Raw genomic sequence first — 12601 nt, 5'->3', positions numbered from 1 at the left:
CGCTGCCTAGGGTCGGGGACATGACCTCGCCCAGCGTCCTCCCGGCCCCCCACGCCTCCACGCTCGACCTCGACGGCCGCACCGCCCTCGTCACCGGCGCCGCCGGGGGTATCGGCCGTGCCTGCGCCCTGCGCCTGGCCGCCGCCGGAGCCCGGGTCAGAGCGGTCGACCGGGACGCGGCAGGACTGGACGCGCTCGCCGAGAGCAGCACCGACCTCGCGGGCAGCGTCCTGCCCCAGGTCCTGGACCTGACCGACCTGGACGCCGCCGAACGCGCCGCCGCCGGCACCGACGTCCTCGTCAACAATGCCGGGATCCAGCTGGTGCGGCCCATCGAGGAGTTTCCCCCGGACGTCTTCCACACGGTGCTCACCGTGATGCTGGAGGCGCCCTTCCGCCTGATCCGCGGCGCCCTGCCCCACATGTACGGGCAGGGCTGGGGCCGCATCGTCAACATCTCCTCCGTGCACGGCCTGCGCGCCTCCGCCTACAAGTCGGCCTACGTCGCCGCCAAGCACGGCCTGGAGGGCCTGTCCAAGACCGCGGCCCTCGAAGGCGCGGCCCACGGCGTCACCTCGAACTGCGTGAACCCCTCCTACGTGCGCACCCCGCTCGTCGAGCGGCAGATCGCCGACCAGGCCCGGGCCCACGGCATCCCCGAGGAGCAGGTGCTCACCGACGTGCTGCTCCAGGACAGCGCCGTGCGGCGGCTGATCGAACCGGACGAGGTCGCCGAGGCGGTCGCGTACCTCTGCGGGCCACAGGCGTCCTTCGTCACCGGCACCTCACTCGTGCTGGACGGCGGCTGGACGGCGCACTGAGCCCGGTCCCGGCCCGCGCACCGGCCGGCCCGGCGGCGGCCCCTGCGGACGGGGTTGTCCACAGGGCTGCCGGGACGACCGGGCGATGGGGAATCCTGTGAGCATGTCCCGCGATCACCTGCAGTCCACCGAGCGCCCGGCCGACGCCGCCGGAGCGCCGGCCGGCGCCGCCGCCGTCCCGGCGTCCGCCGCCGTCGAGACGCCGTTCCTGGAGCTGCTGGCCCGGGGGGCGTCCGCCGACGCCTACGAGCAGCCGGTACTGCTCGCCCGCGCCGAGGGAGGGCCGGCCGACCGGATCGACGCGCTCGACCGGGCCAAGCACCTCGCGCTGCGCGTGCGCTCAGAGCTGGAGGGCCGGCGCAGGCGGGAGGCGGAGCTGTCCGCGCTGTTCGAGACGGCCCACGACCTCGCCGGGCTGCGCGACCTGGACGCCGTGCTGCGGGCGATCGTGCAGCGGGCCCGTTCCCTGCTCGGCACCGACGTGACCTACCTCAGCCTCCACGACGCGGCCCGCGGCGACACCTACATGCGGGTCACCGAGGGCTCGGTCGCCGCCCGCTTCCAGCAGCTGCGGCTCGGCATGGGGGAAGGGCTCGGAGGCCTCGTCGCCCAGACCGCCCGGCCCTACGTCACCGACGACTACTTCAAGGACGCCCGCTTCCAGCACACCCGCACCATCGACGCGGGCGTAGCCGACGAGGGCCTGGTCGCCATCCTGGGCGTCCCCCTCATGCTCGGCCACCACGTCATCGGCGTGCTCTTCGCCGCGGACCGGCGGGCCAGGGTCTTCGAGCGCGAGCAGATCGCCCTGCTCGGTTCCTTCGCCGCCCTCGCGGCAGCCGCGATCGACACCGCCAACCTGCTCGCAGAGACCCGCTCGGCCCTGGCCGGCCTGGAGCGGGCCAACGAGATCATCGGGGACCGCAGCGCCGTCATCGAGCGCGCCTCCGACGTCCACGACCGGCTCACCGAGCTGGTCCTGCGCGGCGGTGGGGTGCACGACGTGGCGGCCGCCGTCTCCCAGGTCCTGGACGGCACCGTCGAGTTCACCGAGGCCGTCTCGGCACCGGCGGGCCCCCTGGAGGTGTCCCGCGCCGAGGGACACGCCGTGCGGCACGAGGACGACTGGATCGCGGCGGTCGCCGCGGGCGACGAACTGCTGGGCGCCCTGGTCCTGCGCGGTCACCCGGGGCTCGACCCCGTCGACCAACTCACCCTGGAGCGGGCCGCGACGGTCACCTCCCTGCTGTTGCTCGCCCGCCGCTCCGCCGCCGAGGCCGAGCAGCGTGTCCGGGGCGAGCTGCTCGACGACCTGCTCGACGCCCGCGACCGCGACCCGCGCCTGCTGGGCGACCGCGCCCGGCGGCTCCGTGCCGACCTGGCCGCCACGCACGTCGTGCTCGCCGCCCGGCTCGACACCGCGGCGCCCGACGCCGATCAGGAGGCGGACGCGCGCAGGCGCCTGTGGGCCGCCGCCTCCCACCTCGCCGCGACCCGGCACGGCCTGGCCGCCGCCCGGGACGGCGGCACGGTGCTCCTGCTGCCGCTCGACGCCGGTGACGGGGCCACGGACCTGGCCCGCCGCACCGCCCGTCACCTCGGCCGGGCCGTCCACGAGAGCGTCACCGTCGGCGCCTCCGCACCCGTGGAGGACCTCGCCGCCCGCCCCGCCGCCGTCGCCGCCGCCTACACCGAGGCCCGGCGCTGCCTCGACGCCCTGGGCCTGCTGGGCCGCTCCGGGGACGGCGCCGCCGCCGAGGACTTCGGCTTCCTGGGCCTGCTGCTGGCCGGCGAGCAGAACGTTCCGGGTTTCGTCCAGCGCACCATCGGCCAGGTCGTCGCCTACGACGAGCGGCGCGGCACCGAGCTGCTGCACACCCTCGACGCCTACTTCGCCTGCGGCATGAGCCCGGCCCGCACCAAGGACGAACTCCACGTCCACGTGAACACGGTCGCCCAGCGCCTGGAGCGCGTGGGCCGCCTCCTCGGCGACGACTGGCAGAGCCCCGACCGCGCCCTGGAGATACAACTGGCCCTCAGACTCCACCGGCTGTCGCTCCCGGCACAGCACTGACCCCGCACGCGCACGGGCGTACGGGGTCGGCATCGGACGGCGGGGCGGGCTCAGACCGAGCGCGCCCCCTGCGCACGGGAGGCCTTGACCGCCCCGTCCTCGTCCTCGTCCTCGGAGGACGACAGGGGCTCCGCGAGGTCCCGGTGGCGTGTCTCCTTGGCCACGCCCACCGCGACCAGGGTCAGCAGGACGGAGGCGATCACGTAGAGGGAGATCGGGGTGGAGCTGTCGTACTCGGAGAGCAGCGCGGTGGCGATCAGCGGCGCCGGAGCCCCAGCCGCGACGGAGGCGAACTGGGCGCCGATCGACGCCCCGGAGTACCGCATCCGGGTCGCGAACATCTCGGAGAAGAAGGCGGCCTGGGGCGCGTACATGGCGCCGTGCAGCACCAGCCCCACGGTCACCGCGAGCAGCAGACTGCTGAAGTCGCCGTGGTCGATCAGCATGAAGAACGGGAACATCCACAACCCCACGCCCGCCGCGCCCAGCAGATACACGGGCCGTCGGCCGATGCGGTCCGACAGCGCGCCCCAGGCCGGGATGACCGCGAAGTGCACCGCTGAGGCGATCAGGACCGCGTTGAGCGCGGTCTGCTTGGAGAGGTCGGCCGCGGTGGTGGCGTAGACGAGGATGAAGGCGGTGATGACGTAGTAGCTGATGTTCTCCGCCATGCGCGCGCCCATCGCGATCAGCACGTCGCGCCAGTGGTGCCGCAGCACGGCGACGATCGGCATCGGCTCGGCCTTCGCCCTGCGCGACTCGGCCTGCGCCAACGCCTGCTTGAAGACCGGCGATTCGTCGACGGACAGCCGGATCCACAGACCGACCATGACCAGTACGCCGGAGAGCAGGAACGGGATCCGCCAGCCCCAGCTGTTGAACGCGGAGTCCGACAGCACGGCGGTCAGCAGCGACAGCACACCCGTGGCCAGCAGCTGCCCCGCCGGCGCCCCGGTCTGCGGCCAGGACGCCCAGAATCCACGCCGTCGCGCGTCCCCGTGCTCGGACACCAGCAGCACGGCGCCGCCCCATTCACCACCGAGCGCGAACCCCTGGACGAGCCGCAACACGGTCAGCAGCACGGGGGCGGCCGTGCCGATCGTCGCGTGGGTGGGGAGCAGCCCGATCGCGAAGGTCGCGCCGCCCATCATCAACAGGCTCAGGACCAGCAGCTTCTTGCGCCCGAGCCGGTCACCGTAGTGACCGAAGACCAGGGCACCCAGCGGCCGCGCGGCGAAGCCGACGGCATACGTCAGGAACGAAAGCAGTGTGCCGACCAGCGGGTCGGAGTCCGGGAAGAACAGCTTGTTGAAGACGAGGGCGGCGGCGGAGCCGTAGAGGAAGAAGTCGTACCACTCGATGGTGGTGCCGATGAGGGACGCGGCGACGATGCGCTTGAGGTTGTTCGGGGCTGGTGGAGCGGCTGCGGGCGACGACATCGGCACCACTTCCTGGGGATGTGCGGGGACGGTTGTGTGTCGCCACACCGTAGGAACCCGCAGGTGAGAGGCGTATGTGGCGGGACACCATAGTTCGGAGGCGAGCTATGCGCGCAGTACCCATGTGTCCTCATCAAGGGGCGCTTTGGCGGCTTGGGAGAGGTCAGAACGAGGGGTGCCTGCGATGCGTTGTTTGGCATGATTTAACGGTGGCGTGCTGACTCCCGTGCTGGTTCGGTGCTGACTGAAAGCCCACGTCATCACCCTTCATCACCTGTCCCGTGCTGACTTGGTGCTGACTACGCTGCGTCGAACTCCGGCATATGGTGGCCGCTCGGGCAGGGCCGTTTCCTCGTTGCTGCCGCGTGCGGTAGGAAGCTTTCCCTGGGTGAAGTCACGGCGACGGGCATGTGGTGGTCAAGATGCTCCCCGAGGCGCACCAAGGCGATGGACGTGGCCCTCACCGGACCGAAGGCCGGTTGCTCGTGGCGGTCGGGAAAGAGGCACGGTTCGCGGCTGAAGGGAAAGGACGATGTCTTTCCTGAGGGCTGGCGAAGACTTGTCCCGCAATGATCACGGAGGAGGCGTCGCTGCCGATTCCCTGCCGGCTGCGGAGTCAGTCAAGGCCGGTCGCCCATGCCGTCAGCGTGGCGAAGTCGTCGATGGCGAGGCCGCGTCGCGGGTCGATCCGGTGCAGTAGGGCGGGACCATCGTGGTGTTCCTTCACCCAGGAACGATCCGCCTCTGTGATCTCGTCGTCCACCCAGGCGAACGCACGGCCTGTCGCCCAGGCGACGATCTCAGGCGTCTTCCAGAACACACCGTCCCCTGGCTCGGGCTGCTGCGAGGGCCAAGGGATGAAGGGCAGTTCGGGCAATCCCAGGACTGGCGCGACGAAGGCGTTGGCTTCTTCCTCCCACGTAGTCGCCCACACCAGGTCGAAGGGAAGTGCCTCCAGCGCGGGGCCGTGATCCGGGTTGAGCCACACCCGCAGCGGCTTCACCGGCTTGTTAGGCAGCCCTCACTCAGTCAGCCTGCGCCGCTCGGCGGCCCCCCACCGAGGCGTCAGCAAGCGGTGGGTCTGATAGCCCTCGGGCCGATGGTGCGGCTTCGCTGCATACGGGTTCAGCGGTCCGTCCACATCCACCAACAGCACTGGGCGCACCAGCTCATCCCCCCTACTCCTGCGTCGCACCGTACCGGCCGGTGAAGAGACCGCCCAACAGAATTCTGGCCGGTGCTGGTCCGCAACTCTGGCTCCGGGTAGTGGGACGATCTTGACGTGTCAGCAGTAATCACGGCGTCACAGCCGTCCTGGATAGGCCCGTTCACAGGGCTGAGCCGGCGCTGCTTCGGCAAGCTGGTGAACGCCTTGCGCCGTGAGGGGGCGGACGCGGTCGGCCGAGGCCGGCCGTGGAGCCCTCCCCTGGAGGACCGAGCCCTCCTCGTCGCGGCCTACTGGCGCACGAACTTGACACTGCGCCAGCTCGCGCCGCTGTTCGGAATCTCGAAGTCTGCGGCCGACCGGATCATCGACCGCCTCGCACCGCTGCTCGCGCTGCGGCCGCGCCTTCGGTTCCGCAAGGGCACCGTGCTTATCGTGGACGGCACCTTGCCGCGATCGTGTTCGTTGCGACCTCGGGCTGCACGTGCCAGTAGCTGCCGACGGCCTCTTTCGATCCATCCGGCGCGACGGCTCACCGCCGGTTCACCGAATGGACCAGGGCCCGGGTGTGGGTCAAGCTCCACCGCCTGGTCCTCGATGAGCTTGGCTCCCGCGGTTACCCTGGACTGGTCGCGATGCGCGATCGACTCGGTCAACATGCGGGCCGTGAAATGGGGGACCTGACAGGTCCGAATTTTGTCGACCGGGGCAAGTACGGTTCGAAGATCCATTTGATCACCGAGCGGACTCGTTTGCCCATCTCCGTCGGTACCTCGGGGGCCAACGTCCACGACAGCCAGGCCCTGATTCCGCTCGTGAGGGGCGTTCCTTCGATCCGGCTACCGTCACCTGCGGCAACGGCTCTCTGGTCTGTCTTGTTGCGAGGTGGGCGGTTAAGGAGCTTAAGCAGACGACGGTGTTGGCTCGGCGTCCCGCGCCGCCTTCACTGTCGGCTGTTGCCTTCGCATGGCCAGAAGGAGCAAGCCGGCCGCGCAGAACACCGCACCCGTCGTGACGTACAAGGCCAGTGGCGTCCAGCCCGCGTCCAGCAGCCAGCCAGCCGTGGTGGGTGCGATGATGGCACCCACGCGGCCGACACTGATCGCCGCTCCCACACCTGTCGCCCGCAGCGGTGCCGGGTAGACGCTCGGCGTCAGGGCGTAGAGGCCGGCGATGCAGCCGTTGACCGCGACTCCGATGGCGGCGCCGATGCAGAAGGCCAGGACGAGCGTGTCCGTAGACGACGCGAAGGCTACGACGAGTGCTGCCGACACGAAGAGGTAGGTACGCAGGACGCTGCCGAGCGCGTACCGCGCGGCCAGCGCGCCCAGGAGTGCGGTGCCGAAGACGCCGCCCAGGTTGAGCAGCGTTCCGCCGGTCAGGCTCTGTGTCGCGGACATCCCGGCCTCCACGAGGAGAGTCGGCGTCCAGCTCGTGACGAAGTAGAAGGCCGCCATGACGAGGAAGAAGGCACCCCACAACACCAGGGTGGGGCGGCGGAGATCTGGCGCCAGGAGGCGGCGGAACCCGGCTGCGGAGGTGAGCGTCGTCGGCTCCTTGTCCGGGAGCGTGGACAGGTCTGGCTGCCCCATGCGGCGGGCCAGCTCGTTGACACGGCTCAGGGCATTGGCGGGTCTCCTGCTGAGGAGGAAGTCGAGCGATTCCGGCAGAAGACGGAAGGCAAGGGGAATGACGGCCAGGGTGGCGAGTCCGCCGGCCACGAACACCGAGCGCCACCCGTAGCGATCGATGAGGGCGACCGAAGAGACGCCGCCGATCGTCGCTCCCACGGCGTATCCAGTGGAGTTGAGGCTGACGGCCAGACCGCGCCAGCGGCGGGACGCGAACTCACCGGCGATGACGTTGCTGCAGGCGAGAACGGCGCCGATGCCGACACCGGTGAGCAGGCGCAGCGCCCCCAACTGCTGCCAGTTTTGACTGACCGAGGACAGCAGCATGCCCGCGGCAGCGAGGGCCAGGCCGGCCAGGATGACCGGCCGCCGGCCGATCCGGTCGGCCTGGGGAGCGATGAGCAGGGCGCCCAACGCCATGCCCGCCAGCCCGCTGCTCAGCAGCAGCCCGAGAGTACCGGAGTCGAGGTGCCACTCGCCGGAGATCGTCTTCCCGGTGAAGGACATGACCAGCACGTCGAAGCCGTCAAGGGTGTTGAGCAGCACGCAGATGGCGATCGCACCCCACTGGAAGCGGCTCATGGGCCCGTCGTCCAGGGCCTGCGTGAGGCGGGCGGTCACCGGACGGCCTGCGGTGCGGTGGGGCGGTGAGGGCACTTCTCCATGGCAGCACTCCGTTGTCGACTGCGGGATGGCCGAACCGGCTCGTCGGCGCGCCGTGGGCGGCAGCCTCGGGTTCGGTAGTGGGAGCAGTCATGGTGCGAGCGGCGGTCTCGCGCGGCCAGGTGGTTTCCCGGATGCCGGGAAACAAGTGTGGCGGGCCGATGTCCTTCAGGGGTCGGGCGTGTCAAAAGCTCGCGAAATGGAGCGGCCGCATGAGCGGACCAGATCGGCGAGCGCTCCGACGGATGTGGACCCGTGCCGGACCACCACGGAGACGGCTGCGGACACCTCGCCGGCGTCGGTGGTGACGGGCGCGGCGACGGAGAGGGTGTCGGTGGACAGTTGCCGGTCGCTGACCGCGTAGCCGCACGTGCGTGCCTGGGCGAGGGCCGACCTGATCCGGCCGCGGTCGGTGAGCGTGAATGGGGTGTGCCGGGGTAGCGTCCGCGTGAGAGCCTCCTCCTGAACGGCTGCCGGTGCGTGGGCGAGCAGCACCAGTCCCGCTGCTGTCGTGGTGATGCCCAGCCGTCCTCCGACTCGTGTCAGCGTGGGCACGGCACAGCTCGGCGCGATGCGTTCGATGAAGACCACCTCGCTCGTGTCACGGACGGCGAGCTGGACGTTCTCACGGACGAGGGTGGAGAGGTCTTCCAGGTAGGGCAGTGCGCGCTCGCGCAGTCCTTGACTGCGCGGAGCCAAGGACGCGACCTCCCACAGTCGCAGCCCGATCCGGTAGCGGCCTTGCGCGTCGCGTTCCAGAGCGCCCCACACGAGCAGGTCGCCCAGCATGCGGTGTGCGGTGGACACGGGCAGACCTGATCGCCGGGCCAGCTCGCTCAGGGACAGGTGAGGACGCTGTGCGCTGAAGGCACCGAGGATGCGCAGGGCCCGGCCGATGACGGGTCCTGTTGCGGTGGCTGGCGAGGATCCGGCTTCCTGCGGGGGAGCGGAGGGAGGCGCGCTGCGTAGGGCGTGACGGGTCAAGGCGTGAGTCCTTCCTCGCTACCTGGACGTCCCGCGCTTCACCGAGCTCACGGGTCGTCGCTGAGTGCCTCGGCGTCCAGCGATGCGATCTTGCGAAGGACGTCTACGGCCAGCTTGCGTTCGTCACCGGGAAGCGCGTCGAGCAGTTGCTCGTTGACGGCCTCGGCCGGACCGATCAGAGAGTCGAGCAGTTCGGTTCCCTGATCGGTGAGGCTCAGCCGGGTCCGCCGGCGGTCCTCCTCGTCGCGTACCTGACTGACGTAGTGCTGCTCGGTCAGCCGGCGGACGATGTGGTTGACCGTCGAACGGTCCAGTGAGGTGAAGCGCGCCAAGGTGCGCTGGTCGATGCCGGGGTCACGGCTGAGGGCGTTGAGGACGGCGAACTGCTGGGAGGTGATCTCCCTGGACACGTGCCGGTACCACAGGGCGGTGTGCACCTGTTCCGCGCGCCGGATCAGGTGTCCGACGTAGTTGTGCAGTTCCAGTGCGTGCGCCACAGTCTTCCGTCCGTCGGTCGCCGGGTGGTGCCGGCCGGGGACGGCCGGTGTGGGGAGTCTACGAGTGCCTGCACCACCCCGGCGGCGACCGAGCGGTCAGCGGCTGCGGCGGCCGGGGCGCTGGTCGTAGGGAACGGCACGGGAGCCGTCGACACCGACCTCCAGGCGACCGACCTTCTCGATGTCCAGGACCACGCGGTCGCCGTGGCTGAGCGGTCCCACTCCGGCCGGGGTGCCGGTGGCGATCACGTCGCCCGGGTGCAGGGTCATGACGGAGGAGGTGTAGGCGATCAGTTCGCGGACGCCGAAGATGAGGTCGGCGGTGTTGGTGCGCTGCCGGGTGGTGCCGCCGACGTCGCAGCGCAGGTCGAGGGTGTCCGGGTCCGGGATCTCGTCGGCGGTCACGATCCAGGGGCCGATGGGGGTGAAGGTGTCGAAGGACTTGCGGGTGGAGCGGTCCTCGCCGGAGCGGACGGTGATGTCCAGGACGCAGGTGTAGCCGAAGACGTGGTCCAGGGCTTCGTCCGTGCTCACGTGCGAGGCGGTGCGGCCGATGACGACTCCCAGTTCGCCTTCCTGGTCGGTGCGCTTGTCGGAGTAGGGGAGGAGGATGTCCTGGCCCGGGCCGATGACGGAGGAGTTCGCCTTGAGGAAGACGCCGAGGTCGGCGACCGAGGTGGTGTACTCCATCTCGGCCTTGTGGTCGAGGTAGTTGACCGGCGCGCCGATGATCTTCCCGGGGCGGGGGAGCGGGGCCTCCAGGACCGCTTCGGACAGGGGGATGCGAGGTCGGCCGGCTGTTTCGAGACGGGCCGTCTCCCCGTCGGCGGCTGCCTCGACGTACCGCTGGAGCGCGCCGACGGGGCCGGCGGTGTCGGCTCCGGCGACCTGGTCGGTCACGTCGACGAGCTCGTCACCGACGACGAGTCCGAGGCGTCCCTTGTTGAACAGTGCCAGACGCATGCTGGCCTCCTTGTGGGTGTCGGGTGGGAGGGTCAGGCGCCGGGGTCGGCGTCTTCGGTGCGGTAGAGGCCGAGGGAGCGCATGACGGGCTCGTCGTTGTAGGAGAACAGGACGGCGTCCGCGGAGGCGGAGGTGTTGACGTGGCGGTAGGAGGCCCAGCCGGGGACGGCGAAGGTGTCGTGCTCGGACCACTCCAGCCGTTCGCCGTCGACGATCGTGGCGCCTTCGCCGCGGACGACGTTGAAGATGGTCGAGGCCGTATGGCGGCGGCCGGCTCCCTGGAAGCCGGGGCGCAGCCGCTGGACGCGGCAGCCGATGGTGGGCATGACCGGGCCGCCGGTCCAGGGGTTGGTGTACTCCAGGACGACGCCGTCGACGTCGCTGCCGTCGGCGGTGTAGGCGATGGCGTCCAGGGCGCGCTGCGTCTCCTGCCAGGTGTACCGGGTGACGGGGGAGTTGGGGCCGTCTTTTGTGAGCCAGGCGGGGGTGAGTCGGCCGTGCAGAAACTGGCGGCTGCCGGCGTCGTCGGGCTTGGTCACGGGCTGCAGGCGCTGCGGGTACTGCTCGTAGAAGCCGGCTTCCAGGGCGTTGACCAGGGGGTAGTCGAGTGCGTCCAGCCAGATCATCGGCGCGTCGCCCTCGTGGGTGTGGTCGTGCCAGTGCCAGCCGGGAGTGAGGAGGAGGTCGCCGGGGGACATGAAGACCCGCTCGCCGTTGACGGTGGTCCAGGCGCCGTCGCCCTCGAGGATGAAGCGGAAGGCGTTGGATGTGTGCCGGTGTGCCTGGGCGGTCTCGCCGGGCAGGATGATCTGGAGGCCGGCGTAGAGGGTGTTGACCGTGGCCGGGGGGTCGGTGAGGCCGGGGTTGACGAGCATGAGGACCCGTCGTTCGGCCTCCTCCAGGGAGAGCGTCTTGGAGAAGTGCAGGAGATGCGGGCGGAGTTCGCGCCAGTCCCAGCGGTAAGGGACGGCGCGGCTCTTGGGCTGGGCGGGGAACAGGTTGCCGTAGAAGCGCCACAGCGGGGCGGCTCCCAGACCTTCCAGGGCCTTGTAGGCGAGTTCGTCGGTCGTCATGGTGTCCTCCTACGCGAGCCGGATCACAGGGCGGGTGCAGGTGCGGGGGTGGGGGTCCACACCCAGGAGATGTCGTCGAACGCCTCGGGGTCGCGCGACGAGAGGAGCATGTTGCGCAGGGTGGCTCCCATGCCTTCGAGGTGGCAGATCTCGCCGAAGCGGCGGGCGTTGGTCTGGATGAGGGTCGCCCGTTCCCGACGCCGGTCCGCGTATGCGGCGAAGGCTTCGGCGGGGTCCGCGCTCCGGCCGAGGGCCTGGCCCAGCGCCACGGCGTCCTCCAGCGCCTGGCAGGCGCCCTGCGCGAGGTACTGGAGCATGGGGTGGGCGGCGTCTCCGAGGAGGGCGATCCGCCCGTGCACCCAGGTGCTGATCGGGGCGCGGTCGTACAGCGGCCAGCGACGGTCGCGAGAGACGAGCGGCAGCGCGTCGCGCACGGCCTCGCAGGCGCCGGCGAAGCGCTCCTCCAGCTCGGCCTCGGTGCCCCAGTCGTCGGAATCCGGCGTGTAGTGGTCGCTCTCGAACACGGCGACCTGGTTGTACAGCTCGCCGCGGCGTACGGGGTACTGCACCAGGTGCATGCGCGGCCCGGCCCACACCATGACCGCTTCCGAGGCGGCGTGCTGGGACATCCGGCCGGTCATCTTCCCGGTGGGCAGAGCGCCGCGGAAGGCCACGTAGCGCGAGCAGACCGGTTCCCCGTCACCGACCAGTGCCTGGCGCAGCCGGGAGTGCAGTCCGTCCGCGGCGACGACCGCGTCGGCGGTCAGTCTCGGGTGGCCCTCCGCGAAGCGCAGGTGTACCCCGGATCCGTCCTGGTCCGCCTCGGCGACGGTGTGTCCCGTGCGCAGCGTGACGGTGGGGCGCTCCTGACAGGCGGTCAGCAGAGCGGCGTGCAGGTCGGTGCGGTGGGTGACCAGGTACGGGTGCGCGAAGCGGTCGGTGTAGGCCGAGCTGCGCAGGTCGAGGGAGGTGACCTCGTCACCGGTCAGGGCGTCCATCATGACCAGCCGGGGCGGGGCTACCGCGGATGCCCGGACGGCCGGCAGTACGCCGAGTTCGTCGAGGGCGAGGGAGGCGTTCGGGGCGAGCTGAAGGCCGGCCCCGATCTCGCCGAAGCGGGCGGCCCGCTCCACGAGCGTCACGCGATGGCCGGCGTGGGCGGTCGCGAGCGCGGCGGCCAGTCCGCCGATACCGCCTCCGACTACGGCGATGTGGAGAGGAGAGGTGAGGACGGGCATCTGGCCTCCAAAAGTCGGCTCGGGAGGACATCGGGAGCGGAGGCGGTCAGACC

The 12601-nt window shown here is 70.8% G+C and carries 9 protein-coding genes and 3 pseudogenes; 4 read left to right on the top strand and 8 right to left on the bottom strand.

Going from position 1 to position 12601, the window contains the following annotated elements; all coding sequences use genetic code 11:
- The first annotated feature begins 20 nt into the window (after positions 1-20).
- Together ACFW01_RS09465 and ACFW01_RS09460 are read left to right on the top strand one after the other, a co-directional pair.
- Positions 21-821 carry a 3-hydroxybutyrate dehydrogenase gene (locus tag ACFW01_RS09465; RefSeq protein WP_234957342.1) on the top strand — a complete coding sequence of 267 codons (801 nt, stop codon included), beginning with the start codon at positions 21-23 and terminating at the stop codon, positions 819-821.
- A gap of 103 nt (positions 822-924) precedes the next feature.
- Positions 925-2895: a helix-turn-helix domain-containing protein gene (locus ACFW01_RS09460; protein WP_384502774.1), complete on the top strand. Its 1971-nt coding sequence runs from the start codon at positions 925-927 to the stop codon at positions 2893-2895.
- A gap of 50 nt (positions 2896-2945) precedes the next feature.
- On the opposite strand, the gene ACFW01_RS09455 is transcribed toward ACFW01_RS09460, so the two are convergent.
- A complete protein-coding gene (locus ACFW01_RS09455; protein WP_234957340.1) occupies positions 2946-4334 on the bottom strand; it encodes an MFS transporter in 1389 nt (462 codons plus the stop codon).
- Between the two features lie 616 nt (positions 4335-4950).
- Positions 4951-5502, bottom strand: a pseudogene (locus tag ACFW01_RS09450) (hypothetical protein).
- A gap of 114 nt (positions 5503-5616) precedes the next feature.
- Here ACFW01_RS09450 and ACFW01_RS09445 point away from each other — a divergent pair.
- Positions 5617-5949, top strand: a pseudogene (locus ACFW01_RS09445) (transposase family protein); the annotation flags it as partial.
- Positions 5901-6338 (top strand): annotated as a pseudogene (locus tag ACFW01_RS09440) (transposase); the annotation flags it as partial. The pseudogenes ACFW01_RS09445 and ACFW01_RS09440, both read left to right, overlap by 49 nt.
- A gap of 63 nt (positions 6339-6401) precedes the next feature.
- Here the strand turns inward: ACFW01_RS09440 and ACFW01_RS09435 are convergent.
- The 6 genes from ACFW01_RS09435 to ACFW01_RS09410 all read right to left on the bottom strand — a co-directional run bounded on the left by ACFW01_RS09435 (position 6402) and on the right by ACFW01_RS09410 (position 12548).
- Entirely contained in the window at positions 6402-7787 is a 1386-nt protein-coding gene (locus ACFW01_RS09435; RefSeq protein ID WP_234957339.1) for an MFS transporter, read from the bottom strand.
- 174 nt (positions 7788-7961) lie between these two features.
- A complete protein-coding gene (locus ACFW01_RS09430; protein WP_234957338.1) occupies positions 7962-8777 on the bottom strand; it encodes an IclR family transcriptional regulator in 816 nt (271 codons plus the stop codon).
- A gap of 47 nt (positions 8778-8824) precedes the next feature.
- The gene (locus tag ACFW01_RS09425; RefSeq protein ID WP_234957337.1) at positions 8825-9274 is read right to left on the bottom strand and encodes a MarR family winged helix-turn-helix transcriptional regulator; all 450 of its coding nucleotides are present in this window, start codon (positions 9272-9274) and stop codon (positions 8825-8827) included.
- 96 nt (positions 9275-9370) lie between these two features.
- A complete protein-coding gene (locus ACFW01_RS09420; RefSeq protein ID WP_234957336.1) occupies positions 9371-10237 on the bottom strand; it encodes a fumarylacetoacetate hydrolase family protein in 867 nt (288 codons plus the stop codon).
- A 32-nt stretch (positions 10238-10269) separates the two neighbouring features.
- Positions 10270-11310 carry a cupin domain-containing protein gene (locus ACFW01_RS09415; protein WP_234957335.1) on the bottom strand — a complete coding sequence of 347 codons (1041 nt, stop codon included), beginning with the start codon at positions 11308-11310 and terminating at the stop codon, positions 10270-10272.
- Between the two features lie 23 nt (positions 11311-11333).
- Positions 11334-12548: an FAD-dependent monooxygenase gene (locus tag ACFW01_RS09410; protein WP_234957334.1), complete on the bottom strand. Its 1215-nt coding sequence runs from the start codon at positions 12546-12548 to the stop codon at positions 11334-11336.
- Positions 12549-12601: the final 53 nt, after the last annotated feature.

The organism is Streptomyces sp. NPDC058985, from assembly GCF_042740985.1.
Taxonomy (GTDB): Bacteria; Actinomycetota; Actinomycetes; order Streptomycetales; family Streptomycetaceae; genus Streptomyces.
Note: the sequence above shows the minus strand (reverse complement) of the source record. Positions and strands in the feature narration are given on the sequence as shown.

Excerpts from the sequence above, each read along its gene's own strand:
- ACFW01_RS09415 (WP_234957335.1), bottom strand. The coding sequence starts at position 11,310 with ATGACGACCGACGAACTCGCCTACAAGGCCCTGGAAGGTCTGGGAGCC.
- ACFW01_RS09410 (WP_234957334.1), bottom strand. The coding sequence starts at position 12,548 with ATGCCCGTCCTCACCTCTCCTCTCCACATCGCCGTAGTCGGAGGCGGT.
- ACFW01_RS09420 (WP_234957336.1), bottom strand. The coding sequence starts at position 10,237 with ATGCGTCTGGCACTGTTCAACAAGGGACGCCTCGGACTCGTCGTCGGT.
- ACFW01_RS09465 (WP_234957342.1), top strand. The coding sequence starts at position 21 with ATGACCTCGCCCAGCGTCCTCCCGGCCCCCCACGCCTCCACGCTCGAC.
- ACFW01_RS09460 (WP_384502774.1), top strand. The coding sequence starts at position 925 with ATGTCCCGCGATCACCTGCAGTCCACCGAGCGCCCGGCCGACGCCGCC.
- ACFW01_RS09455 (WP_234957340.1), bottom strand. The coding sequence starts at position 4,334 with ATGTCGTCGCCCGCAGCCGCTCCACCAGCCCCGAACAACCTCAAGCGC.